Origin of the sequence: Cellulosimicrobium sp. PMB13, from assembly GCF_051294865.1 — a bacterium.
Taxonomy (GTDB): domain Bacteria; phylum Actinomycetota; class Actinomycetes; order Actinomycetales; family Cellulomonadaceae; genus Cellulosimicrobium.
Genome location: NZ_CP145910.1, coordinates 115,234 through 139,451, shown reverse-complemented (window position 1 = coordinate 139,451; position 24,218 = coordinate 115,234). Strand labels below are relative to the sequence as shown.

The 24,218-nt window shown below is 72.6% G+C and carries 22 protein-coding genes, 1 tRNA gene and 1 other RNA gene; 14 read left to right on the top strand and 10 right to left on the bottom strand.

Features of this window, described 5'->3' with window-relative positions; translation table 11 throughout:
- The first annotated feature begins 344 nt into the window (after positions 1-344).
- On the top strand, positions 345-761 hold the full coding sequence (locus tag V5D56_RS00835; RefSeq protein WP_435737177.1) for a DUF488 domain-containing protein: 417 nt from the start codon (positions 345-347) through the stop codon (positions 759-761).
- On the opposite strand, the gene V5D56_RS00830 is transcribed toward V5D56_RS00835, so the two are convergent.
- Positions 758-1,633: a hypothetical protein gene (locus V5D56_RS00830; RefSeq protein WP_435737176.1), complete on the bottom strand. Its 876-nt coding sequence runs from the start codon at positions 1,631-1,633 to the stop codon at positions 758-760. The genes V5D56_RS00835 and V5D56_RS00830 overlap by 4 nt on opposite strands.
- Before the next feature lie 251 nt (positions 1,634-1,884).
- Positions 1,885-1,970: transfer RNA gene (locus V5D56_RS00825), tRNA-Ser, on the bottom strand.
- A gap of 193 nt (positions 1,971-2,163) precedes the next feature.
- Between V5D56_RS00825 and ffs the strand changes: the two genes are divergently transcribed.
- The 8 genes from ffs (at position 2,164) to V5D56_RS00785 (ending at position 10,489) form a co-directional block, all read left to right on the top strand.
- An RNA gene (ffs, locus tag V5D56_RS00820) (signal recognition particle sRNA small type) lies at positions 2,164-2,260 on the top strand.
- A 415-nt stretch (positions 2,261-2,675) separates the two neighbouring features.
- Positions 2,676-3,596, top strand: coding sequence for a MetQ/NlpA family ABC transporter substrate-binding protein (locus tag V5D56_RS00815; RefSeq protein WP_435737175.1), 921 nt, complete (start codon positions 2,676-2,678; stop codon positions 3,594-3,596).
- A gap of 194 nt (positions 3,597-3,790) precedes the next feature.
- Positions 3,791-4,996: a methionine ABC transporter ATP-binding protein gene (locus V5D56_RS00810; protein WP_435737174.1), complete on the top strand. Its 1,206-nt coding sequence runs from the start codon at positions 3,791-3,793 to the stop codon at positions 4,994-4,996.
- Complete coding sequence (locus V5D56_RS00805; RefSeq protein ID WP_435737173.1) at positions 4,996-5,658, top strand: methionine ABC transporter permease; 663 nt, start codon at positions 4,996-4,998, stop codon at positions 5,656-5,658. The genes V5D56_RS00810 and V5D56_RS00805 overlap by 1 nt, the downstream gene beginning before the upstream one ends.
- Before the next feature lie 135 nt (positions 5,659-5,793).
- A complete protein-coding gene (locus tag V5D56_RS00800; protein WP_435737172.1) occupies positions 5,794-8,862 on the top strand; it encodes a DNA polymerase III subunit gamma and tau in 3,069 nt (1,022 codons plus the stop codon).
- Between the two features lies 1 nt (position 8,863).
- Positions 8,864-9,295: a VOC family protein gene (locus V5D56_RS00795; RefSeq protein ID WP_435737171.1), complete on the top strand. Its 432-nt coding sequence runs from the start codon at positions 8,864-8,866 to the stop codon at positions 9,293-9,295.
- Positions 9,296-9,304: 9 nt separating this feature from the next.
- Complete coding sequence (gene recR / locus V5D56_RS00790) at positions 9,305-9,904, top strand: recombination mediator RecR (protein WP_435737170.1); 600 nt, start codon at positions 9,305-9,307, stop codon at positions 9,902-9,904.
- A 15-nt stretch (positions 9,905-9,919) separates the two neighbouring features.
- A complete protein-coding gene (locus V5D56_RS00785) occupies positions 9,920-10,489 on the top strand; it encodes a DUF5063 domain-containing protein (RefSeq protein WP_435737169.1) in 570 nt (189 codons plus the stop codon).
- Positions 10,490-10,498: 9 nt separating this feature from the next.
- Here the strand turns inward: V5D56_RS00785 and V5D56_RS00780 are convergent, their stop codons facing one another.
- Positions 10,499-11,044 carry an SRPBCC family protein gene (locus V5D56_RS00780; RefSeq protein WP_435737168.1) on the bottom strand — a complete coding sequence of 182 codons (546 nt, stop codon included), beginning with the start codon at positions 11,042-11,044 and terminating at the stop codon, positions 10,499-10,501.
- A complete protein-coding gene (locus V5D56_RS00775) occupies positions 11,041-11,406 on the bottom strand; it encodes an ArsR/SmtB family transcription factor (protein WP_435737167.1) in 366 nt (121 codons plus the stop codon). The genes V5D56_RS00780 and V5D56_RS00775 overlap by 4 nt, the downstream gene beginning before the upstream one ends.
- Positions 11,407-11,492: 86 nt before the next feature.
- Here V5D56_RS00775 and V5D56_RS00770 point away from each other — a divergent pair, with 86 nt between their 5' ends.
- On the top strand, positions 11,493-12,305 hold the full coding sequence (locus V5D56_RS00770; protein WP_435737166.1) for a TSUP family transporter: 813 nt from the start codon (positions 11,493-11,495) through the stop codon (positions 12,303-12,305).
- A gap of 88 nt (positions 12,306-12,393) precedes the next feature.
- Here the strand turns inward: V5D56_RS00770 and V5D56_RS00765 are convergent, their stop codons facing one another.
- From V5D56_RS00765 to V5D56_RS00740, 6 genes are all read right to left on the bottom strand, one after another.
- Positions 12,394-13,608: an ABC transporter permease gene (locus V5D56_RS00765; protein WP_435737165.1), complete on the bottom strand. Its 1,215-nt coding sequence runs from the start codon at positions 13,606-13,608 to the stop codon at positions 12,394-12,396.
- Between the two features lie 3 nt (positions 13,609-13,611).
- Positions 13,612-14,595, bottom strand: coding sequence for an ABC transporter permease (locus tag V5D56_RS00760; RefSeq protein WP_435737164.1), 984 nt, complete (start codon positions 14,593-14,595; stop codon positions 13,612-13,614).
- Positions 14,592-15,407, bottom strand: a complete 816-nt coding sequence (locus tag V5D56_RS00755; protein WP_435737163.1) for an ABC transporter ATP-binding protein — start codon at positions 15,405-15,407, stop codon at positions 14,592-14,594. The genes V5D56_RS00760 and V5D56_RS00755 overlap by 4 nt, the downstream gene beginning before the upstream one ends.
- On the bottom strand, positions 15,404-16,267 hold the full coding sequence (locus V5D56_RS00750) for an ABC transporter ATP-binding protein (protein WP_435737162.1): 864 nt from the start codon (positions 16,265-16,267) through the stop codon (positions 15,404-15,406). The genes V5D56_RS00755 and V5D56_RS00750 overlap by 4 nt, the downstream gene beginning before the upstream one ends.
- Positions 16,268-16,401: 134 nt before the next feature.
- Positions 16,402-18,072, bottom strand: coding sequence for an ABC transporter substrate-binding protein (locus tag V5D56_RS00745; RefSeq protein WP_435737161.1), 1,671 nt, complete (start codon positions 18,070-18,072; stop codon positions 16,402-16,404).
- A gap of 83 nt (positions 18,073-18,155) precedes the next feature.
- Entirely contained in the window at positions 18,156-20,669 is a 2,514-nt protein-coding gene (locus V5D56_RS00740; protein ID WP_435737160.1) for a beta-glucosidase family protein, read from the bottom strand.
- Positions 20,670-20,858: 189 nt separating this feature from the next.
- Between V5D56_RS00740 and V5D56_RS00735 the strand changes: the two genes are divergently transcribed.
- From V5D56_RS00735 to V5D56_RS00720, 4 genes are all read left to right on the top strand, one after another.
- Entirely contained in the window at positions 20,859-21,494 is a 636-nt protein-coding gene (locus V5D56_RS00735) for a TetR/AcrR family transcriptional regulator (RefSeq protein WP_435737159.1), read from the top strand.
- A 73-nt stretch (positions 21,495-21,567) separates the two neighbouring features.
- Positions 21,568-22,425, top strand: coding sequence for a formate/nitrite transporter family protein (locus V5D56_RS00730; RefSeq protein WP_435737158.1), 858 nt, complete (start codon positions 21,568-21,570; stop codon positions 22,423-22,425).
- Positions 22,426-22,674: 249 nt separating this feature from the next.
- Entirely contained in the window at positions 22,675-23,121 is a 447-nt protein-coding gene (locus V5D56_RS00725; RefSeq protein WP_435737157.1) for a hypothetical protein, read from the top strand.
- On the top strand, positions 23,105-24,202 hold the full coding sequence (locus V5D56_RS00720) for a fatty acid desaturase family protein (RefSeq protein WP_435737156.1): 1,098 nt from the start codon (positions 23,105-23,107) through the stop codon (positions 24,200-24,202). Before V5D56_RS00725 ends, V5D56_RS00720 begins: the two co-directional genes overlap by 17 nt.
- Positions 24,203-24,218 lie beyond the last annotated feature (16 nt).

Sequence of the window (24,218 nt, the reverse complement as noted above, 5' to 3'; positions counted from 1 at the left end):
CACGGTCCGGCGGGCCCTGGCGGCGCCCTGCACGCGATGATCACGGACGGAAGCGGCCAGCCCCCTGCCGTTGCGACGCTCGGGGCCGTAGGCTGGGGGGAGCCGTCGGCGGCACCGCCGGCGCTCATGTCCCGGCGCGTCGGACCGTCGGGACGTCCGAGAGGCCCGTCGCACGCTGTGCGACGGGCCTCTGCGGTGCTGGCGGTCGGGTGCGATGGAATGAGGGCACCTCGCATTGGCCACCGTTCTCGTGTCCGGTTTCGGCGGGTCGGCCCCAGTCATGAAACGATCAGCGGATGACGGTGCGACACGGCGTGATGGGCTGGGGTTACGAGGGTCGATCGGTGGACGAGCTCGTCAGCGATGCTCGCCTAGGTGCCGTCGTGGCCGTCGTGGACGTTCGCCTGAACCCGATCTCGCGCAAGCGCGGCTTCTCGAAGACGGCGCTTTCGACGGCGCTCACGGCTGGTGGTGTCGAATACGTCCACCTGCGCGCGCTGGGCAATCCGAAGGACAACCGCGCCGGGTTCGCAGAGACGACCACGAGTGGGGGTCGGGAGGCTCGCGAGCGGTTCGCCGACGAGGTGCTCTCGACGGAGGGTGCTCGGGAAGCGCTCGAGACGATCGAGGAGCTGCAGGGAAGGGGGTCGGTCATGCTCCTCTGCTTCGAGTCAGAGGAGCGGTGCTGCCACCGGTCGCTCGTGCTCGAAGCGCTGCGCGCTCGTGCAGACCGCGAACAGTCGGAACTCGTACTGGCTTAGAAGAGCTGGGGTTCTGGCCGGCTCCCGGTCGGAGGCCAAAAGACGCCGAGCACCATGAAGGTGCCCGGGTGCTGGTGCTGGTTCCCGAGGTAGAAGTGCGTGTCCTTCGTCGGGCTGGCCATCTCGTCGAAGAACTTTGAGCGCATCTCGGCCCGTGCCTGCTCGTTCGTCCTGCGTTCACGTAGCAGGCGGCGTCCGAGCTGGCCGGCCTCCCAATCGATGATCGACTGCTGGTGACCGTTTCCCGTGCAGTTCTCGCAGCGGTAGCGGTACTTGGCGATGAACGGAGATGCTTCGAGAGGCCTGAGGGTGTTGCCGAACAGGTCCGCCTCGGCCAGCTCGGCGAGTCCGGTGGAGGGCTTGTAGTGCTCGTTGTCGGTGACGACGACGTCGAGGACCTCGGTCGGGCGGATGAGGCCCAGAGATGGGGCGGCCTGGCCTGCGGTGCGTGCTGCCGTGGCGAGGTCGCACGCCGTGGTGGCGCCGACGAGCGGCGCGATGAGCGACCATCTGTCGCGCCATCCTCGTGTAGACGGTATACGCGTACCGACGCGGAGCGTCGATAGGTCGGGACGCATGCTCTCGGGTCGCCGGTCCTGCCCGTCGGATCGTCGTGCTCGGACCTGGACGATGGTGTACTTCCCGAACTGGACGTCTTCCGGCAGGTCTCGGAACGGGACCGGGAACAGCCGGATCCACCTCGGTTCCCCTCCGTCGAGACGTACGCCGGCGACACACACTGACTCTCCCGTTCTGCGCCCGATCACCGGGTATGCCTTGACCGTGACGAGCGCAGTAACAACCTCCCAACCGGGGCGTTCTTCGACGCCGAGGTCAAGGACCCCGGGCGGAAGCGCATAGTCCCTGCTCACGTGCTCCCCCTGCTCGTCTGCTCGTCATCGGGGCGTGCCGTCCGACGTCGTTTGCGAGTGGATACTGCCGGATTCGGCTCGCACCCGCCAGTCTCCGTCGGTGCAGGTGGTGTACCGGGACAAGGAGCAAGGGGTTCGGCGACTGGTGGTTGAAGAGGGACGTCCTCGAGGCCAGGCGAATGGTGGGCGCGGCCGGTACGACAACGGCCCCTGACCTGTGTTCGTGCAGGTCAGGGGCCATTTCGGTCCTGCGGAGGATGGGGGATTCGAACCCCCGAGGGCTTTTAACCCAACACGCTTTCCAAGCGTGCGCCATAGGCCACTAGGCGAATCCTCCTGGTGCACTCCGGTCGCAGCAGGATCCTGAGAACGGACCGGGGTAGCGCAACGAGGATACCGGACCGCGGTGCCAGGGCCGAATCGCGCCCACTACCGGTGCCGTCGCGTGCTGCCTCGCACAGCCCTGTGGTGCCCGACGACGGTCAGCCGGCCCGGTTTCTGGCGCGGCCCGGTCCTGGGCTAGGCTGGGTCCAGACCCCTCGTGCGGCACTATCTCGCCGAACTCCCCCAGGGCCGGAAGGCAGCAAGGGTAGGTGAGCTCTGGTGGGTGTGCGAGGGGTCCTTCACGTCTCCGGGGTGTTCCCCGCCCCCGCATCTCCACGATGTGACCAGAACCGCGTCCACATCATGGACGAACCGACTCTGGGATTGGCGCGCACGCGCCTCGCGTGCCCATGATGAACGACATGAGCTCGTTCCCCGTCGCCGCACCGGTCCCGCACGCAGCGTCCTGCGTCGCGATGCCGTGTTGTCGCCGCGCACGGGGCGCCGGGCGAATGTGCGGCTGCTGACACCCGCGCCGTCGTCCCCCGCAGGCATCGCCTGCACCTGACCGACCCGTCCCCGCCGCCTCGCGCGGCGGACCGGTCCACCCGCTCGCCACGTGGCTGATGGCCCGTCGGAAGCACCCCGCACCCGATCCCCGCAGGCACCCCTGCACCCTGTCGCGCCGACCTCGCGCGACCCCGTCGAAGGGCATCCCATGTCGTTCTCCACCCCGTCGTCCCGCACCGCCCGCAAGCGTCTGACCTGGACCGCGGTCGCCGTCGCCTCCACCCTGGCCCTGACGGCGTGCTCGTCCGCCGACGACTCCGCGGGCACCTCCTCCGGTGACGCGGACGACCCGATCCGCATCGGCGTCGTCGGGGCGTCCGACGACAAGTGGGCGGTGTACCAGGAGCAGGCCGAGGCCGAGGGCATCGAGATCGAGCTCGTCGACCTCCAGGACTACACGCAGGCCAACCCAGCGCTGTCCCAGGGCGAGCTGGACGCCAACCAGTTCCAGCACCTGCAGTTCCTCGCGGGCTACAACGTGGACGCCGGCGACGACCTCCAGCCGATCGGTGCGACGGCCGTCTACCCCCTCGCGCTGTACTCGACCAAGCACACGTCGCTCGAGCAGATCCCCGACGGTGGCCAGGTGGCCGTCCCGAACGACCCGACCAACCTCGCCCGCGCGCTCCTCGTGCTGCAGGAGGCGGGCCTGGTCGAGCTCGAGGACGGCGGAAGCTCGATCTCCACGGAGGCGGACGTCCTCCCGTCCTCCAAGGTCACCGTCACCCCCGTCGACGCGGCGCAGACCCCGATCCAGCTCCAGTCCGTCGACGCGTCGATCATCAACAACGACTACGTCGAGGACGCGGGGCTCACCCCCGAGGACGCCCTCTTCGAGGACGACCCCGACTCCGACGCCGCCAAGCCCTACATCAACGTGTGGGTCGTGCGGGCCGAGGACAAGGACGACGAGACGCTCCTGAAGCTCGCGGAGCTGTCCCACTCGCCCGAGGTCGTCGAGGCGGAGAAGACGGCGTCCGGCGGCACCGCGGTCATCAAGGAGAACTCGCCCGCCGAGCTGCAGGAGATCCTCGCGGGCATCGAGGACGACATCCGCTCCGCGTCCTGACCCGTCCTGACCGGTCCTGACCCGTCGGGAGCGAGGGGTGGGCGCGCGAACGCGCCCGCCCCTCGCGCGCCGTCGTGCCTCGCGGAGGACGATGGCAGGCGGGTCACCACCCGACCAGGGGCTCCCACGAGGCGCCCCAGCACACGCCCAGCACAGGCACCCGGAGGCGCGTCCTCCGACGAGAGGACCCGACCGTGACCGACGGCCCCCGAACCCAGGGCGGTGACGAGCAGCCCGCGATCGAGCTGCGCCACGTGAGCAAGACGTTCGGCGAGGGAGACGCCGCCGTGCACGCCGTAGACGACGTCTCCCTGACCGTCCGACGCGGCGAGATCTTCGGCGTCATCGGTTACTCCGGAGCCGGCAAGTCGACGCTCGTGCGGCTCGTCAACGCGCTCGAGACCGTGACGAGCGGCGAGGTCGTCGTCGACGGCCAGGTGATCACGGGCCTGCCCGAGCGGCGCGTGCGCGACGTGCGCTCACGCATCGGCATGGTGTTCCAGCAGTTCAACCTGCTGTCGTCGCGCACCGTGGCCGGGAACGTCGCCTACCCGCTCAAGGTCGCCGGGTGGTCGCGCGAGGACCGGGCGGCGCGCGTCGCCGAGATGCTGGCGTTCGTCGGCCTCTCCGACAAGGCGAAGGCCTACCCGCGCCAGCTCTCCGGCGGCCAGAAGCAGCGCGTGGGCATCGCCCGTGCGCTCGCGGCGTCGCCCACGATCCTGCTCGCCGACGAGGCGACGTCCGCGCTGGACCCGGAGACGACGCGCGAGGTGCTGGCGCTCCTGCGGCGCGTCAACGCCGAGCTCGGCATCACGATCGTCGTCATCACCCACGAGATGGAGGTCGTGCGCTCGACGTGCCACCGCGTCGCGGTGATGGAGCACGGCAAGGTCGTCGAGACGGGCGACGTGTACGACGTGTTCTCCGCACCCAGCGCTGACGCCGCCCAGCGGTTCGTCGGCACGGCCCTGCACGACCGGCCGTCGCGCGAGACGCTCGCGCGTCTGCGCGAGCGCCACCCCGGTCGTCTCGTCACGGTCGGCGTCCGCGAGGGCGCGAGCACGGGGACCGACCTGTTCCGCCTCCTGCGCGAGCACGACGTCGACGGCTCGGTCGTCTACGGCGGCATCTCCGAGGTGGGGGAGCGGCCGTTCGGCTCGCTGACGGTCGAGCTCGACGCCCCGGAGGACCGCGTCGCGCCGTTCCTCACCGCGCTCGCCGAGCGGGCCGACGTCGTGGACCTCGGCACGGCGGCGCACCCGCTCGAGGACCCGCGCGTCGCGCGGCTCGCCGCCGGCCCTCGCGGGTCGGGCATCGATGTGCCGGGTGACGAGCCCGGCGACCAGCCGGGCGCCTCGCACACGACGTCGTACCGACACGGCATGCCGGGAGGTCTGTGATGAACCGCGACTGGTCGCAGCTGTGGCCGATCCTCGTCGAGTCGTTCGGCCAGACGCTGCAGATGGTCTCCGTGGCGCTGCTCACGGGCGGCCTGGCGGGGCTCGCGCTCGGCATCGCGCTGTACGTGACCCGGCAGGGCAACCTGCTCGAGAACCGCTGGGTGTTCGGCGTGCTCAACGTCGTGGTCAACGTCGTGCGGCCCATCCCGTTCATCATCTTCGTCACGCTGCTCGGGCCCGTGACGCTCCAGGTGGTCGGGACGACGCTCGGCACCGAGGCGTTCATCTTCCCGCTGTCGGTGATGACGGCGTTCGGCACGAGCCGCATCGTCGAGCAGAACCTCGTGGGCATCGACCCGGGCGTCGTCGAGGCGGCGCGCGCGATGGGCGCGTCGTCGTGGCGCATCATCACGACGGTGCTCGTCCCCGAGGCGCTCGCACCGCTCATCCTCGGGTACACGTTCCTCTTCATCGCGGTGCTCGACATGTCGGCGATCGCGGGGATCATCGGCGGCGGCGGGCTGGGCAACTTCGCGATCGTGTACGGCTACCAGCGCTACAACTGGGGCGTCGTGGTCGTGACCGTGATCGTGATCATCGCGATCGTGCAGCTCGCGCAGCTGCTCGGCAACTGGCTCGCGCGCAAGGCGCTGCACCGCTGACGAGCCCGCGAGATCGACCCCTGCGTCGCGAGATCGACCCTCTGAAGGCCGATCTCGCGACGTACGGGTCGCTCTCGGGGCAGAGCACCCGGAGCGGCCTCGTGCCTGTCGGCGCCGACGTCTAGAGTGACCGGGGTGAGCACCGCCCTGTACCGCCGCTACCGGCCCGAGACCTTCGCCGAGGTGATCGGTCAGGACCACGTGACCGCGCCGCTCATGCAGGCGCTGCGGAGCGGCAGGGTGAACCACGCGTACCTCTTCTCCGGCCCGCGCGGCTGCGGCAAGACGACCAGCGCGCGCATCCTCGCGCGCACGCTCAACTGCGCGCAGAACACGCCCGAGAACCCGATCGACACCCCGTGCGGGCAGTGCCCCTCGTGCGTCGACCTCGCGCGCGGCGGCCCGGGGAGCCTCGACGTCGTCGAGATCGACGCCGCGTCGCACGGTGGCGTGGACGACGCGCGCGACCTGCGCGAGCGCGCGACGTTCGCGCCGACGCGCGACCGGTACAAGATCTTCATCATCGACGAGGCCCACATGGTCTCGCCCGCGGGCTTCAACGCGCTGCTCAAGATCGTCGAGGAGCCGCCGGAGCACATCAAGTTCGTCTTCGCGACGACGGAGCCGGACAAGGTCATCGGCACCATCCGCTCGCGCACGCACCACTACCCGTTCCGGCTCGTCCCGCCGGACGTGCTCGGCCCGTACCTCGAGGAGCTCTGCACCGCGGAGGGCGTCGGGGTCGGCTCGGGCGTCTTCCCGCTCGTCACGCGTGCGGGCGGCGGCAGCGTCCGCGACTCGCTGTCCGTCATGGACCAGCTCATCGCGGGCGCGGAGAACGGGCAGGTCGACTACGAGCGCGCCGTCGCCCTGCTCGGCTACACGCACGCGACGCTGCTCGACGACGTCGTGGACGCCCTCGCGGCCCGCGACGGCGCGAGCATCTTCCGCGTCGTCGACCAGGTGATCGCGACGGGCCACGAGCCGCGCCGCTTCGTCGAGGACGTCCTCGAGCGCCTGCGCGACCTCATCGTCATCGCCGTCTCGGGCGAGGAGGCGCAGGCGGTCCTGCGCGACCACCCCGCCGACCAGCTCGCCCGCATGCGCACGCAGGCGCAGAACCTCGGCATGTCCGAGCTCTCGCGCGCCGCCGACCTCGTCAACGCGGCGCTCACGGAGATGGCCGGGGCGACGTCGCCGCGGCTGCACCTCGAGCTGCTCGTCGCGCGGCTGCTCCTGCCCGGCGCCGACGACGGCGCCGCGGGCTTCGCCGCCCGCCTCGACCGCCTGGAACGCGGCGGCCTCGGCGTAGCACCCGCAGGTCCTGTCCCCGCTGCGCCGGGTCCCGTCGTGACCGGGCCGGTCGTGTCCGGGCCCGTAGCCACCGTGCGTCCGGTGCCCGACGCCGCGGCCTCCGGACCCGTGGTCTCCTCGCCCGAGCCCGGGCTCACCGGCGCCGCCGCGGTCCGTGCGGCACTGCGCCCGGCCCGGGGGACCCTGCCGCCGCCTGCCGGCTCGACGCCCGCTCCGGCTCCCGCCGCCCCGACGCAGGCCGCCACCGCCGAGCCGACGGCCGCCGTCGAGCAGGCCGTCGTCGAGCCGGCCACCACGCCGTCGCAGACCGCCGGTCCGAAGCCGGCTGCCGCTGTCGCGCAGGCGTCCGCGCCCTCCCGACCGACGGGCGAGGACACGGGAACGGTGCGCGCGACGGAGGAGGACGACGCCGCGAGCGCCCGGGCCCAGCGCGCACCGGGTGATGGGGCGGCTCTCGCCACGCCCGTCGTGGAGCCGGCCGTCCGCGCCGTGCCGGGTGCGGAGCCGACGGAGGAGCCGACCGGCGGGCAGGCGGGCGCACGGGCCGCGGCGCCGACCGAGGACCGGTCCGGGGAGCGCGTGCACGCACCCGCCGAGGAGTCGACCGGAGGGTCGACGGAGAGCCGCGCCGAGGAGTCGGCGGCGGCGCCGACCGACGAGCGCGCCGAGGAGTCTGCGGCGGCGCCGAGCGAGGCGCAGGCAGCAGGCGCCGGGCAGAGCGTGGAGACCCCCGCCGCGGCGGCCGCGCCGAACGGCGCGACGGCGGCGATGACGACGGAGGAGCTGCGGCGGCGCTGGCCCGAGGTGCTCGAGACGCTGAGCTCGAGCCGCGCCACGTGGTCGCTCGTCAGCATGAACGCCCAGGTCGCGGAGCTGCACCCGGACGTGCTGTTCCTGGCGTTCCCGTCGCCCGGCCTCGCCCGGACGTTCTCCTCCTCGCGGCACACCGCGGCCGTCCAGGACGCCGTCTACCAGACGCTCGGTCTCCAGCTGAGGGTCGAGGCGCGCCTCGCCGAGGACGGCCACGGCGGGGGCGGCTCGGTCCCCACCGCCGGTCCGGGGGGTCAGGGAGGCGCGGCGCCGGACCCGGGCGTGGACGTCGAGCCCGGGTCGTGGGGCACGGTGGAGGCGGTCCCCGCGAGCGCCTCGCCCGGCGGCGAGGCCGCCCGACAGTCCGGCGACGACGTCTCTCCGCCGCCCGGCGCGACGTCTCCCGCGCGGGCGAGCGCGATCCCGGCGCGGTCGAGCGCGCCGGTCGGCTCGGCCACCGCGGTGCTGGACGCCTCGCGCGGCGGCGCCGTCGCGCTGCAGGAGCGACCCCTCCAGCAGGACCCTGCGCCGGCACCTCAGGACGCGGTGGTCGATGCGGCCGACGCGGCGTGGCTCGCGGGCGCACCGGTGACGGTCGCGGTGACGACGCCGTCGGGTGCCGCGGGTCCCGGTGGCCCGTCGTCGCTCGGCACGTCGCCGTCCCGCGCGTCCTCGTCCGGGACGACGGCGGGCAGCGCCGTCGCGGACCAGGGACCGAGCCCCTCGGGCGGTGCGGTCGACGCGGCGGACGAGGCGTGGCTCGCCGGCGCGTCGCTCTCCGAGCCGCCGGCGGACCTCGACGACGGGCCGGAGCCGGAGCCGGTCGTCGAGCAAGACCGCCAGCGGCCCGCGCCGTCACCGGCGACCGCCGCCGAGACACCCCGCCAGGCGGCGGAGCGTCGCGAGGCCGAGCGCCGGGCGGCGACGCGCGCGCCGGCACCCGTGCGCGTCGCGCCGGAGGACGACGCGCCCTCCGCCGACGACCCGGACATCGTGTCGACCGGCCTCGTCGGTGCCCAGCTCGTCGTGCGCCTCCTCGACGGGAAGATCGTCGAGGAGATCCAGGACCCGGGCGTCTGACGTGCCGAGGGGTGCGCTGCACCACGTCGAGCTGTGGGTTCCCGACGTCTCCCGCGCGGAGCGGTCCTGGGGCTGGCTGCTGACCGAGCTCGGCTACGCGCCGCACCAGCGCTGGGACGGCGGCCGGAGCTGGCGGCTCGGCCCGACGTACGTGGTCGTCGAGCAGAGCCCCGCCCTGGCGGCGGACGAGCACGACCGCACGCTGCCGGGCCTCAACCACCTGGCGTTCGACGGCGGCTCGCGCAGCGACGTCGACGCGCTCGTGGCGGCGGCGGGCCAGCACGGGTGGGCGCTCCTCTTCGGCGACCGGCACCCGTTCGCGGGCGGTCCCGACCACTACGCGGCGTATCTCGAGGACGCCGACGGCTTCGAGGTCGAGCTCGTCGCGTCGTCCGGAGCGGCGGCGGCCGGGCACGTCGGCGACGCCCCGTAGGCTGGGGGAGTGTACGAAGGCGCAGTCCAGGACCTGATCGACGAGCTCGGCCGACTCCCCGGCGTCGGGCCCAAGAGCGCGCAGCGCATCGCGTTCCACCTCCTCGCGACCGACGCCGTGGACGTGCGGCGGCTCGTCGACGCGCTCACCGAGGTCAAGGCGCGCGTCCGGTTCTGCGACACGTGCGGGAACGTCGCCGAGTCCGAGCAGTGCCGCATCTGCGCGGACCCGCGGCGCTCGGTCGACGTGATCTGCGTCGTCGAGGAGCCGAAGGACGTCGTGGCGATCGAGCGCACGCGCGAGTTCCGCGGGAAGTACCACGTGCTCGGCGGCGCCATCAACCCGATCGAGAACGTCGGTCCGGGCGACCTGCGGATCGCGCAGCTCATGACCCGCCTCGCGGACGGGCAGGTCACGGAGGTCATCCTCGCGACCGACCCGAACGTCGAGGGCGAGGCCACCGCGACGTACCTCGCGCGCATGCTGGGCCCGATGGGCCTGCGCGTGACTCGCCTCGCCTCCGGGCTACCTGTCGGGGGAGACTTGGAGTACGCGGACGAGGTGACCCTCGGGCGGGCGTTCGAGGGACGACGCCTGGTCGGCGGCTGACGGAAGGGGCACGGCATGGCGGAGATCCAGCACGACCCGGAGCTGCGCGAGATCGCCGAGGAGACGGCCGCGGAGGCCCGCGCGTACCTGACGACCACGGCGCAGGTCGCCGCCGGCGCGACGCCGGGGGCCGTGCTGCCGCTGCTGCTCCTCGCGCTGTCCGACGTCCTGGCCGTCGGCGCACGGCTCGGTGCGATGGGCGACGTCGTGCCCGTCGAGCGGTTCGAGCCGGACGCCGGCCCGGACACCGACCTCGACCCGCTGCGCACCGCGCTGTCCCGGCTGTTCGACGGCTTCGACGACTACGTCGAGATCACCGACCCGCTCGTCGGCGCCGAGATCGGTGCGGCGTCGTTGTCCGGCGACCTGTCGTGCGTCGCCGAGTGTCTCGCGAAAGGGCTGCAGCACTACGAGGCGGGCCGCGAGCTCGAAGGTCTGTGGTGGTGGCAGTTCTCGTACGTGTCCCTGTGGGGCGAGCGTGCCGCGAGCGGCCTGCGCGTCCTGCAGAGCGCCCTCGCCCACCTGCGGCTCGACGTCGACGACGACGTCGCGGCCGAGGCGGAGTACGACGCCCTGCAGTCCTGACCGACCCAGTCAGGAGGCGTTCGCCTGGGCCTGCTCGTAGTGGTCGGCCAGGCCAGCGAGGTAGGGCTCCCACTCGACGGTCGCGACGTCCCGCCCCTCGCGCACGGCGACGAGCCGCTCGAGGTAGTACTCCCAACCCGGGCCGATGTTCCGGGCGTCGTCGGACGGGCCGAGCACCTGGCGGAAGGTCAGCGTCGTGACGCCGTCCTCCTCCGCGAGGTCGAACGCGAGGTGCCAGGCCTGGTCGCCCACGGACGTGTCTCCGGCGAAACGGTGCGGGGGCTCGCACCGGGTGATGCGGTACTCCTCCGGCTCCGGTTCGTCGCTCTCCGCGGTCATGAAGAACTGGATGCGACCGGTCGAGGGATCGCCCTCCCAGTAGCCGATCCACCGCGCGAGCCGCTCCGGCTCGGTGAGGCTCGCCCACACGTCGGCGGCGGCCGCGCGGAACGTGCGCGTGACGACGAGCTCGGCGCCGGCCGGTCCGTGCTCGACCGTCCCGTGCGGGACGGGTCCCGTGACGGCGGAAGGAACGGGGGTCGTCGGGTCGCTCATGCGATCTCCTCGTGTCGGCCCGCGCGCGGCTCGGCGCGGCGCTCTCGGGTGGTGCGGCGGACCTCGAGGTCGAGGCCGTCGAGGGCTCGGGCGGGGACGGGGGGTGCTGGCCGGTCGAGGGCTGCGACCAGCTCCCGGACGGGGGAGAGGGCGTCGGGCCGCAGCGAGTACACGCGACGCCTCCCCTCCGCGACGGCGGCGACGAGCCCCGCCTCGCGCAGGACCCGCAGGTGCCTGCTCACACCGGGGCGGGAGACGTCGTCGCGCGTGGCCGCGAGGTCGCCGGCCGACAGGTCCCCGCGGCGCAGCGCGAGGAGCAGGTCCCTGCGGACCGGGTCGGCGAGGGCTTCGAACACGTCCACACCTGAAGCGTAACCGAACGGTTACGTGTTGTCGTCGGGAACGGCCACGGCGCGGAGGAGCGGCCGAGCCGTGGTACCACTGGGGAGTGCTGCCCGCCTTCGTCCTCCCGTCCACGGGCGGTCTCGAGATCGACGGCCTGACGGTCGTCCTCCTCGTGCTCGCCGCGCTCACGGCGGGATGGATCGACGCCGTGGTCGGTGGCGGCGGGCTGATCCAGCTCCCCGCGCTGCTGCTCGTCCCGGGGATCAGCCCGGTCCAGGCCCTCGCGACGAACAAGCTCGCGAGCATCATGGGGACGTCGGTCAGCGCGGCGACGTTCTACCGGCGCGTGGGACCAGACCTGCGCACCGCCGGCCCGATGGCGCTCGCCGCGCTCGTCGGCGCGATCGGGGGAGCGGCGCTCGCGTCACGCATCCCGGCGGACCTGTTCACGCCGATCATCCTCGTCGTCCTCGTGGCGGTCGCCACCTACACGATCGCGAAGCCGAAGCTGGGGCACGCGACGAACCTGCGCTGGGAGGGCAACGGGCACCGGTGGGCGGCGGCGGGGATCGGCCTCGTCATCGGGACGTACGACGGCCTGCTGGGTCCCGGGACGGGCACGTTCTTCGTCATCTCGCTCGTGAGCATCCTCGGCTACGCGTTCCTGCCGGCGTCAGCGCTCGCCAAGATCGCCAACTTCGCGACCAACGCCGGCGCGCTGATCTTCTTCGTCCCGTACGGCGCGGTCCTGTGGGGGCTCGGGCTGATCATGGGCGCGGCCAACCTGCTCGGCGCGTACGTCGGCGCGCGCATGGCCGTGGCGAAGGGCAGCGGGTTCGTGCGCGTGGTGTTCGTCGTCGTGGTCGGCGCGCTGATCCTCAAGCTCGGGTCCGACGTCGTCCGCGACCTCGTCTGAGCCGGTCACCCGGGCCGTGGTCACCTGCCCGGCCCGGGAACCGCGGGCGGGGTGCTGAGCGGCCCCCGCCTGCTGTCGCACGGGGCGGTCACACCGAGCGGTGCGGCCATCCCGTGGCGACGGTCTCGTCGTCCTCCCCGTCGATCGCGGTCTGCGAGGTGTCGGCGCCGTCGGGCGCGGGGGCGTCCGGCGGTGGCGGCGCCACGCTGCGCTCGAGCAGGTCGGGCCGGTCGCTCACGGTCGTGACGCCGCTCGTGACCGTGTAGCCCTTCTTGCGCATCGCGCGGGCGCGCTCGCCGGCCGAGCGCAGGCGCGGGTTCACGTACTCGTCGATGCCGAAGTTGACGAGCGACAGCGCCATGCCGAGCAGCGCGATGCACAGGCCGGCGGGGACGTACCACCACCAGTAGTCCGGGAACGCGCCGTTCTGCTGCGCCCAGAAGAGGATGGTGCCCCAGTTGAGGTTCGTGATCGGGATGACGCCGATGAACGCGAGCGTCGTGAGACCCAGCACCGCGGCGGTCACCGTGCCGACGAAGCTCGACGCGATGATGGCCGTGAGGTTCGGGAGCATCTCGACGGCGATGATGCGGTGGAGCGGTTCGCCGTTGGCCCGTGCCGCCTGGATGAAGTCCCGGTTGCGCAGCGACATGGTCTGGGCGCGCAGCACGCGCCCGCCCCACGCCCAGCCCGTGATCGCGAGCACCGTCGAGATGAGCAGGAGGCTCGGGTTCTCGTACTGGGACGCGACGATGATCATGAGCGGCAGGCCCGGGAGCACGAGGAAGACGTTCGTCAGCGCGGACAGCGACTCGGAGCGCCAGCCCGAGACGTACCCGGCCGTGACGCCGACGATCACGGCGACCAGCGTCGCGATGATCCCGGACACGAAGCCGACCACGAGCACGCCGCGCGTGCCGTAGATGATCTGGCTCAGGACGTCCTCGCCCATGTGGGTCGTGCCGAGCCAGTGCTGCCCCGACGGCGGCTGCTTGAGCGCCGTGAAGTCCTTGTCGAGCGGCCCGTACGGCGCGAGGAGGTCCCCGAAGACCGCCAGCACGGTGAAGAACCCGAGGATGGCGAGCCCGGTGAGCGACTTGCCGTTGCGGAACATCGCGAACCCCCGCCCGAGGCGGGTCGAGCGCGAGCGGGCGCGCGTCGCGCCGCCGGAGGGTCCCGGGGCTGACGAGGCGGGACCGGACGGCGTCGGGCCGGACGTGGCGGATCCGGGCGCCGTCGGGCCCGAGGATGGTGTGCCCGGGGCGGACGGCGTGCCGTTCGTGGAGGTCGAGGTGGACGTCATGGCTCATGCCTCCGTCGCGCGGGTGCGGGGGTCGAGGGCGGCGTGCGCGACGTCCGCCAGGATGTTCGCCACGAGGACGGACAGCGTGATGACGAGGAACAGGCCCTGCATGAGCGGGTAGTCCTTCGCGTTCGTGGCGTCGAGGAGCAGCTTGCCGACGCCGGGGTAGGAGAAGACGAGCTCCATGACGAGCGTGCCGCCGACGATGAAGCCGAGGGACAGCGCGAAGCTCGACAGCTGCGGGAGCACGGCGTTGCGCGACGCGTAGCCCGACAGCACGCGGCGCGGGCTCAGGCCCTTGGCCTGCGCGACGGTCACGTAGTCCTCGTCGAGCACCGTGATGAGCATGTTGCGCATGCCGAGGACCCAGCCGCCGAGCGACGCGACGACGATCGTCAGCGCGGGCAGCGTGCCGTGCTGGATCACGTCCCACGCGAACTCGAACGACCACTCCGGGCTGGCGCCCTTGCTGTACGCGTGCGAGGCGGGGAACCAGCCGAGCGCGCTGGAGAAGACCGCGATCGCGATGAGGCCCATCCAGAAGTACGGGACGGTCGACATGAACGTCGCGACGGGGACGATCGCGTCGGCGCGGCTGCCGCGGCGCCAGCCGACGACCGCGCCCAGCGCGCTGCCCAGGAAGAAGCTGATGATGGTCGCGATGCCGACCAGGCCGAGCGTCCAGGGCAGGGCGACCGCGATGACGTCCCCGACCGGGGCGAGGCCCTTGGAGAACGACCGCCCGAGGTCGCCGGAGAGCATGAGCCCCCAGTAGTCGACGTACTGCTGGAACAGCGACCTGTCCTCGTCGAGACCGAACAGCGTGCGCAGGGAGGCCGCGGCCTCCGGGCTGACCTTGCCCTGGTTCTTCGCCAGGTAGGCCGAGACCGGGTCGCCCTTCATCATGCGGGGCAGGAAGAAGTTGATGGTGATGGCCGCCCAGGCGGTGAACAGGTAGAAGGCGGTGCGGCGCAGGAAGAATCTCACGGTCGGCTCCTCGACGCGTCGGTGCCCGCCCCGGCACCGGAGAAGTGGACCTCCGGGTTCGGCGAGGCGTCGCGCAGCGCGCGGGTGTAGGGGTGCTGGGGGTCGAGGATCACGTCGTCGGCGGGGCCGTGCTCCACGACGACGCCGTGGTGCAGGACCATGATCTCGTCGCTGAAGTGCCGGGCGGTCGCGAGGTCGTGCGTGATGTAGAGGACCCCGAGGTTCGACGCGCGCTGGAGCTCGGCGAGCAGGTTGAGCACCCCGAGGCGGATCGAGACGTCGAGCATCGAGACGGGCTCGTCGGCGACGAGCAGCGACGGTCGAGACGCCAGGGCGCGCGCGATGGCGACGCGCTGGCGCTGACCGCCGGACAGCTCGTGCGGGCGGCGCTCGACCACCCCGGCGTCGAGGTGCACGCGCTCGAGGAGGCGGTGCACCTCGTCGTCGACCTGGTCCCTCGGGACCACGTGGTCGAGGAGCAGCGGCCGCTCGAGGTGGTGCCGGATCGTGTGCGACGGGTTGAGCGACGCGAACGGGTCCTGGAAGACCATGCGGACCTGCTGCCGGTAGCGGCGCAGCGCCCGTCCCCGCCGGGGGATCGGGGCGCCGTCGAGCAGGATGTCGCCCGACGTCGCGCGCTCGAGCTGCGTGAGGATCTTCGCGATCGTCGACTTGCCGCTCCCGCTCTGGCCGACGAGCGCGATCGTGCGCCCGGACGTGAGCGTGAAGCTCACGTCGTCGAGCGCGAGCAGGTCGCCCGCGCCGCGGACGCGGTAGCGCTTGCTGACGTGGGAGAGCTCGAGCGTGGTCATGCGACCGCACCTCCTGCCGCGCCGGCGCGCTGCCCGCGCACGAACCCGCCGCGCTCACCCGTGAGGCTGGGGAACGAGCCGAGGAGCGTGCGCGTGTACTCGTGCTGCGCGTGGTGGTAGATGTTCGACGCCGTGTCCAGCTCGACGATGCGCCCTTGCCGCATGACGGCGATGCGGTCGGAGATCTCGAGCAGCAGCGGCAGGTCGTGCGTGATGAAGATGACGGAGAACCCGAACTGCTTCCGCAGGTCCGAGATCTGCTGGAGGATCTCGCGCTGCACGAGCACGTCGAGCGCGGTCGTCGGCTCGTCCATGATCATGAGCTGCGGCTTGAGGGCGAGCGCCATCGCGATCATCACGCGCTGGCGCATGCCGCCCGAGAGCTCGTGCGGGTAGGAGCGCAGGCGCTCGCGGCCCACGCCGACGAGGTCGAGCAGGTCACCGCACTCGCGCGTCCGCTCGACGCGGCTCATCCCGGGGCGGTGGGTCTCGAAGACGTCGCCGAGCTGCCTGCCGATCTTCGTGACCGGGTTGAGCGCGTTCATCGCGCCCTGGAAGACCATCGACGCCTTGTCCCAGCGGAACCGGCGCAGCTCGGCCTCGGACAGCGCGGCGATGTCGACGTCCTCGCCGGACTCGTCATGGAAGACCGCGTGGCCCGACGGGATGACGGCGGGCGGCTTGAGGAGACGCTGCACGCCGTACGCGAGCGAGGTCTTGCCGCAGCCGGACTCGCCGGCGAGACCGAGGATCTCGCCGCGGTGCAGCGTGAAGGAGACGTCGGACACGGCCTCGACCGGGGGGTCGACGTCGTAGACCACGCTGAAGTGCGAGACGGTCAGCAGGGGATCGGTGTTCACTCGTCCAACCTGTTCGTGGGGTGCGGGCTGTGCGGGGTGCGGCACGCGTGCGTGCTGCGCCGGGACGCGGCGGGTGCGCCGAGGACCGGGGTCCTGGGCACGCCCGCCGCGCGACGGTCACGACGGGTCGTGCGTCACTCCACCGGCTCGAGCTCGGTGAGGATGAGCACGGCCGACGGCTGCGTCGGGTCCGCGTTGGTGTACGGGTCGGCGTCGCTCGGCCAGCCCGTGTAGCTGCGCGTGTTGAACTCGCTGATGAACGGGCGCGTGCCGATCGGCATCGCCGGGACGTCCTCGACGAAGATCTTCTGGACCTTCTCGATCGCGGCGGTGCGGGTCGCGTCGTCCGTCGCGTTGGCGAACTCGTCGAGCGCGGCGGTCGCCTCCGGGTTGTCGTAGCGGCCGAAGTTGTAGTCCGCGGCCTCGCCGACCGGCTTGAGCCAGCGGCCGTCCATCATGTCGCTGTAGAGGTCGTACGGCGTGGCCCCGGTCTCGGTCCAGTGCAGGATCGCGTCGAAGTCACCGGTGCCCTTCGCGGCCCACCAGGTGTCGGAGTCGGGCGTCGTGACGGTGGCCTCGACGCCGAGCGCCTTGACCGACTCGGCGATGAGGCTGATGCCGGTGACGTAGTCGTTCCAGCCCTGCGGCACCTGGAGGTCGAACGTGACGGGCTCGCCGTCCGGGTCGACGAGCGTCTCGCCGTCGAGCGTGTAGCCGGCGTCCTCGAGGACCTTCTTCGCACCGTCCACGTCGACCGCGTACTCCTCGCCCTGGAACTCCTCGGCGATGTACGGGTCGCCCGCGGGCTGGGGCAGGCCGGTGACCGAGGTGAGCAGCGGCACGCCGTCCTCGCGCGCGATCTGCTGGTGCTGGGTCCGGTCGATCACCATGTTCACGGCCTGGCGGAACGCCACGTCGCTGAACGGCTTCTTCGTGGTGTTGACGAACATCGCGTCGACCCCCAGGCCGGCAGGGGCCCAGTAGACGTTGTGCTCGGGGTCCTTCTCGACGTAGGCCGACTGAACGTTGGGCAGGAACGCCTGGGCCCAGTCCGCGTCGCCGTTGGCGAGCGCGGTCGTCAGGGCGCTGTTGTCGTTGTACGACACGTAGTACAGCGTCGGCACGGCGAGCTCGCCGCCCCAGTAGTCGTCGCGTGCCGTGAGCTCGACGCTCTCCGTGCTGAAGCTCTCCAGCGTGTACGGGCCGGTGCCGACGGGCTCGGGGTTGGTCTCCGTCGTCGGGTCGGCCACGCCCTCCCACACGTGCTTCGGCACGACGTAGCGGTGCAGCACCTTGTCCTGCTTCGCGTACATCGAGCTCGTGAACGTCAGCGTGACGACGTCGCCGTCGACCGTGACGCTCTCGAGCGGCAGCGCGGCGGTGTTGAGCTCGGGTGTGTCGAGGAGGATCTGGTACGAGAACGCGATGTCCTCGGCGGTGAGCGGCTCGCCGTCGTTCCACGTCACGTCGCTCTGTGTGGTGAGCTGGACGGACGTGTAGTCGTCGGACCACACGATCTCCGACGCGAGCCACGGCTTGATCGGGTCGCTCGGGCTCACGACGTTGACGAAGCCCACGGGCTCGTAGATCGCGTTGACGTAGCCGAGCTTGAGCGCCGACGAGTCCCCGATCCACGGGTTGTTCGACTCGGTCGCGATCGCGCCGTCGGGCTTGGCGATCGTCAGGGCGGCGCCGCTGGCGCCGGTGGTCGTGTCGGTGTCGCCGTCGCCGGACGACGCCGAGCAGCCGGTGAGCACGAGGGCAGTCGCGACGCCGAGCGCGATCGCGGAGGCCTTCAACCTCATGAGTCTCTCCTTCGAGAACGTCGGCCCGGCGGGTGCCGGGACGAGAGGGGGCGGTGCAGGGGTACCGCGGTCCGGTGGTGGTGCTACTCCCGTCCGGTGGTGCTCTCCAGCGCCCGGACCGCGGTGTCCAGGCGGAGGTCGTCGATCGAGCGCCCGACCCGGAGCCGGTACGTCCCGGCGGGCAGGTCCCAGCGCTCGCCGTCGGTGTCCCACACCTCGAACCTCCGGCGGGGGACGGTCAGGGTGACGTCGGCGGACTCGCCCGCCGCGACGTCGACGGAGGCGAACCCGCCGAGCCAGCGCGCCGGCCGGTCGCGGTGGGCGACCGGTGCGGCGGCGGGCGCGTCGGGCGCCTCGAGGTAGACCTGGACGGTCTCGCGGCCGTCCCGGGACCCGGTGTTGGTGACCCGGACGGTGACGGCGGCGTCGCCGTCGGGCGTCCGGCTCGCAGGCCCGACCTCGTCGTAGGACCACGTGGTCCAGCCGAGGCCGTGCCCGAAGGGCGCGGCGGGCACGCGGCCCGAGCGCACCCACGCGCGGTGGCCGACGTGGACGCCGTCGGTGTACTCGACCACGCCGTCCACGGGGACGGCGTGGGGGACCGGGACGTCGGCCTCGTCGGCGGGGAGGGTCCACGGCAGGCGTCCGGCGGGCTCGACGGCGCCCGCGAGGACGTCGGCGATCGAGTGCCCGGCCTCCTGGCCCGGGAACCAGACCCACAGGACGGTCCGCGCGCGGTCGAGCCACGGGAGGAGGACCGGAGCGCCGGCGTTGACGACGACGACCGCGTCCGGGTCGGCGTCGAGCACGCGCTCGACGAGCTCGTCCTGGCGGCCGGGCAGCGCGAGCGAGGTCCGGTCCCAGCCCTCCGACTCGACCTCCTCGTTCGTCCCGACGACGACGACCGTGAGGTCCGCCGCGCCCGCGGCGGCGACCGCCTCGGCGATCTCCTCGTCGACGGACGGGGCCGGGACGCGGTGCCGCAGCTCGGCGCGGACCAGGTTGCCGTAACCCTGGGCGCGCGTGACGAGGAGCGACGCGGTGACGTGGACGCGGCGCGGGGCGTCGACGTGCACGAGCGCAGGGACGCCGACCGGGTTGTTGATCGAGGAGTCGAGGATGACCTCGACGCCCGAGCGGCGCGGGTCGTGCGCGACGACGACGCCGTCGACCTCGATCATGTGACCGGGCACCGTGCCGACCTCGAGCGTGTGGTCGCCGGGCTCGTCGAGCAGGACGTCCGCCTCGAGCACGACGGTGTCGACGGCGTCGGGCAGGTCGCGCAGGAAGCCGTCCCAGTGCGCGAGCACCTCCTTGCGCAGCGTCGCGCCCTCGGCGTCGAGCCACGTCACCTGGAGGGCCTGGTCGGGGAGCGAGCGAGCGGCCAGGTCGAGGCGCGGGGCCAGACGGCGCGCGTCGCCACCGCGCGCCACGGTGAGGACCGCGTCCGGCCAGCGGGCGGCGAGGCCCTCGGCCGGGGTGACGACGTGCGCCGGCGCCACGGTCGAGCTGCCCCCGCCGAGCACGTGCGGGCGGACCGCGTTGGGGCCGACGAGCGCGATCGAGCGCGGCGCCGGCCGGTCCCAGACGGGGTTCGCGGCATCGGAGCGCAGGACGACCGTGCCGCGCGCGGCGGTGCGGCGCACGAGCTCGCGCAGGTCGCCCTCGTCCGTGAGGGGACGGGCCGGCTCGTCGAGCGCGCCGACGCGACGGGCGAGGAGCAGGAGGCGCGCGACCTTGTCGTCGATCTCCGCCTCGGGCACGAGGCCGTCCTCGACGGCCCGCACGAGCCGGTCCTCCCAGGGGCCGCCAGGCCCCGGCATGACGAGGTCGAGGCCGCCGTTCGCCGACTCCGCGGTCGTGTGGGTCGCGACCCAGTCCGACACGACGGCGCCGTCGAACCCGAGCTCGTGCTTGAGGACGTCGGTGACGAGGTGCCGGTGGGCCGTCATCGGCGCCGTCTCCGTGTCGTCGTCCACCTGGTTGTAGGCGGCCATGACCGACCACGCGCCGGCGGCGACCGCCGCCTCGAACGGCGCGAGGTAGACCTCGCGCAGCGTGCGGGGGTCGACGTGAGCGACGTAGCTCGTGCGGTCGGTCTCGGAGTCGTTGGCGACATAGTGCTTGACGCACGCCGCGACGCCCTCGTCCTGGAGCCCCCGCACGACGGCCGTGCCGATCTCCGCCGTGAGGTACGGGTCCTCGGCGTAGCACTCGAAGTGGCGCCCGCCGACGGGCGTTCGCTGGATGTTGACCTGCGGTGCGAGCACGACGTCGACGCCGTGGTCGCGGGCCTCACGGGCGAAGGCCCGTCCGGTCTCGTGCGCGACGTCGCGGTCCCACGTCGCGCCGATGGCGCTGGGGGAGGGGAAGAGGACGGAGGTCTCGCCCTCGACCTCGCTCGTGCCGCGGACGCCGACGGGGCCGTCGGAGAGGACGACGGGACGCAGCCCGAGGGCGTCGTGGCCGTGCGTGCGCCACATCGACTGCCCGGTGAGGAGCCGGACCTTGTCGCGGAGCGGCAGACGCTGCGCACGGGTGCGCAGGTCGTCGAGCTCCTGGGAGGTGTCGGCTCCCGGGCGGGACTGCGGTGTCACGAAGGCTCCTCGTCGTCGAGCGGCTGTGGCGATGAACTTACCGTGCAGTTAGTAAGTTGGCAAGAATCTGCATCGCCGCAGGTCAGGCGGGATTTGTTCGATGGTTCGCGCCGACAGCGGGCTGCAGGAGGTGTCCGGGCGTGCGTAGGATCACCCCGGCGACGACGACGGCGACGAAGGGAGGCGACGATGCCCGGCAGCACGAGCGAGAGGCGTCCGCGGATGCGTGCGGCGACCGCGCGGCGTCGTGAGGACATCCTCCGCGCCGCGATGGTGACGTTCGGCAGCAGGGGCTACCACAACGGCCCGCTCGCCGAGATCGCCGAGCAGGTGGGCATGACCCACGCCGGGATCCTCCACCACTTCGGGTCCAAGGACGACCTGCTGCTCGAGGTCCTGCGGTTCCGCGACGAGACCGACGTCGCCGAGCTCGAGCCCCAGCACATCCCCGGCGGGCTGGAGATGTTCCGCCACCTCGTGCGGACCGCGTTCCTCAACGCCCAGCGCGCCGGCATCGTCCAGGCGTACGCGGTGCTGTCCGCCGAGTCCGTCACCGACGGCCACCCGGCGCGCGAGTTCTTCGAGATCCGCTACCGCACGCTGCGCGCCGAGGCCGTCGAGGCGTTCGAGGAGCTGTGCGCCGAGCGCGGCGTCGAGGCGCCGGCGAGCGTGCGCCACGCCGCCGCCGCGATCCTCGCCGTCATGGACGGCCTCCAGGTCCAGTGGCTCCTCGACCCCACGCTCGTCGAGCTCGGGGAGGTGAGCGAGTTCGCCATCGAGGCGATCGTGGCAGCCGTCGTCGAGCCGAGGCCGTCGCCGCTCTGACGCGACCTCGGTCCCTTCCCCGACCGACCAGAGGCCCTGTCGGACGGTGCCGCCTGCCCGCGAGGATCGTGACGTGCAGACACTCGTCCAGGCGTTGGCCCTCCAGTCCGACGCCGCACGGGCGAAGGTCGCCGCCGCGCGGCACCCGGGTCGCTACCTCGTCGCGTCGGCGCTCGCGGGCGCCTACATCGGGGTCGGCGTCGTGCTCATGGCCGCCACGGCCGGACCGTTCCTCGCCGCCGGCGCGCCGGCCGAGCGGCTGGTCGCGGGCTCCGTCTTCGCCGCGGCGCTGACGCTCGTCGTGCTCGCCGGCGCCGAGCTCGCGACGTCGGCGATGATGATCCTCGCCCAGGGAGTCGCGACGCGGGCGGTCCGGGTCGGGCCCGCGGTCCGGACGCTCGCGTCCTGCCTCGCCGGGAACCTCGTCGGCTCGATGGCGTTCGCGTGGCTCGTCGTCCAGTCGGGCGTCCTGCGCACGAACGCCGCGGCGGGCGAGATGGTCGCGTCGATGCTCGCCGCCAAGGCGCACGAGACCGGACCCGAGCTCCTCGCGCGCGGCATCCTGTGCAACGTCCTCGTGTGCGCGGCGATCTGGGCGTGCGGGCGGCTGACGTCCGAGGCGGGCAAGGCCATCGTGATCCTCTGGGCCGTCCTGGCGTTCATCGCGTCGGGATTCGAGCACGTGGTCGCCAACATGACGACCTACTCGCTCGGCCTCTTCACGGGCGAGGGCTGGACGACGTGGGCCGAGTTCTCGCGCAACGTCGCCTGGGTGGGCCTCGGCAACCTCGTCGGCGGCGCAGTCGTCGTCGGCCTGGGCTACGCGGTCGTCGCGGGCGGCGACCGGGCCGGGAGAGCGGATCCTCGCGAACCGTCGCCCGGTGCGGTGCCGACCTCCCCGGTCCGTCCTGCGCGCAGCGCACGGGTGTAGTGTCGAGAACGTGGTTGATCGTCCGATCGGCCCACGCGAGGTCGACCCGAGCAGGTCTCGCCCGGAGGGCGACGTCCCCGGCGCGCAGGACGACGGGTCGGGCGCGCGGTGGGACGACGACGGCGGTTCCGAACCCGACCTGGAGGACGAGTCCCCGATCTCCTTGACTGGGACGCCTGGCGCCTCACCGCCCGCTGAGACAGCGGCGGATGCGAGCCGGCGAGCCGGCTCCGACGATCGGACGTCGCCATGACCACCACGACCGCCCTGTCCTTCGACCAGGTCGACGAGAGCACGCTGCACCTGCGCGGCGTCCTCGACACCATGCTGCCGCGCGAGCTCGGCACCGACGACGCACCCGACGTCTACACCGTCTCGGCCGTCTTCTCGCGCCGGGTCTCGGTGCAGGAGCAGGGGCTCATCGAGCTGCCCGCCGTCTCCGAGCTGTTGGCCGACCGGGGCTACCCCGGGATCCGGCTCACGGTCGAGGACCGCCGTCTGGTCATCGCGAACACGAACCTGGCGATGCTCGAAGGCGGGCTCGCCCGGGAGATCGCGGCGGTCCTCCGCGACGTCGTGACGACGATCGCGACCGAGCGCACCCGCCGGGCCGACGAGCTCGCCGGGTGGCGTGTCACCGAGGTCCAGCGCGCCGCCGCGGTCAAGACCGCGTCCGATCGTGTCCGCTTCGAGTGACCGGCCGCTGACGACCGGTGGGTCCCTGCCCGCGAGAGCCGGGCCCCACCGGGCAGCGCGCGACTACTCGGTCCTCGCCAAGATCGTGCGCGAGTCCGGGCTGCTCCGGCGCCGGTACGCCTACTACTGGGTGCGGATGATCCTCACGCTCGCTGCTCTCGCCGGCGTCTGGACCGCGGTCGTGGTGGTGGGGGACTCGTGGTGGCAGCTCGCGCTCGCCGCCGCGCTCGCGCTCGTCCTCGCCCAGCTCGCGTTCCTCGGGCACGACAGCGCGCACCGGCAGATCTTCCGCTCGCGGGCGTGGAACGACTGGACGGCGCGCGTGCTGGCGAACGGGCTCGTCGGGCTGAGCCACGCGTGGTGGACGGCCAAGCACGACGCGCATCACGCGGCCCCCAACCAGGAGGGGCACGACCCGGACATCAAGCCCGGCGTCATCGCGTTCACCCCGGCGGTCCTGGCGAGCCGCCACGGCTGGCGCGGGTGGCTCGCCCGCCGGCAGGGCTGGTACTTCTTCCCCCTGCTCGCCCTCGAGGGCCTCCACCTGCACGTGTCGAGCGTGCGGGCCGCTCTCAGACGCGGCCACGTGCCTCGCCGCGGCGTGGAGGTCCCGGTCCTGCTGGCCCGGCTCGTCCTGTATGTGGTGGCCCTCGGCCTGCTCCTGCCGCCGGCGATCGCCGGCGCGTTCCTCGCGGTGCAGCTCGTCGTGTTCGGGATCCTCCTCGGTGGCGCGTTCGCACCGAACCACAAGGGGATGCCCATCGTCCCGGCCACCGCGGAGGTCGACTTCCTGCGCCGGCAGGTGCTCATGTCGCGCAACATCCGCGGGAACGCGGTCGTGGACCTTCTCATGGGCGGGCTCAACCGGCAGGTCGAGCACCACCTGTTCCCCAGCATGCCGCGCCCCAACCTCAAGCGGGTCCAGCCGCTCGTCCGCGAGTACTGCTCCCAGCTCGGTGTGACGTACACGGAGGTGGGGTTCTTCGCGTCCTACCGGATCGTCGTCGGCTATCTCAACGACGTGCAGGGCCGCGCGCGCGACCCGTTCACGTGCCCTCTCGCCGCCGACCTCGGCCGGTAGCGGGTCGCGCCGGTGG

Coding starts and splice junctions, on each gene's coding strand:
- V5D56_RS00785 (WP_435737169.1), top strand. CDS start 9,920: ATGGCGGAGATCCAGCACGACCCGGAGCTGCGCGAGATCGCCGAGGAG.
- V5D56_RS00725 (WP_435737157.1), top strand. CDS start 22,675: ATGACCACCACGACCGCCCTGTCCTTCGACCAGGTCGACGAGAGCACG.
- V5D56_RS00745 (WP_435737161.1), bottom strand. CDS start 18,072: ATGAGGTTGAAGGCCTCCGCGATCGCGCTCGGCGTCGCGACTGCCCTC.
- V5D56_RS00755 (WP_435737163.1), bottom strand. CDS start 15,407: ATGACCACGCTCGAGCTCTCCCACGTCAGCAAGCGCTACCGCGTCCGC.
- V5D56_RS00765 (WP_435737165.1), bottom strand. CDS start 13,608: ATGACGTCCACCTCGACCTCCACGAACGGCACGCCGTCCGCCCCGGGC.
- V5D56_RS00805 (WP_435737173.1), top strand. CDS start 4,996: ATGAACCGCGACTGGTCGCAGCTGTGGCCGATCCTCGTCGAGTCGTTC.
- V5D56_RS00815 (WP_435737175.1), top strand. CDS start 2,676: ATGTCGTTCTCCACCCCGTCGTCCCGCACCGCCCGCAAGCGTCTGACC.
- V5D56_RS00780 (WP_435737168.1), bottom strand. CDS start 11,044: ATGAGCGACCCGACGACCCCCGTTCCTTCCGCCGTCACGGGACCCGTC.
- V5D56_RS00735 (WP_435737159.1), top strand. CDS start 20,859: ATGCCCGGCAGCACGAGCGAGAGGCGTCCGCGGATGCGTGCGGCGACC.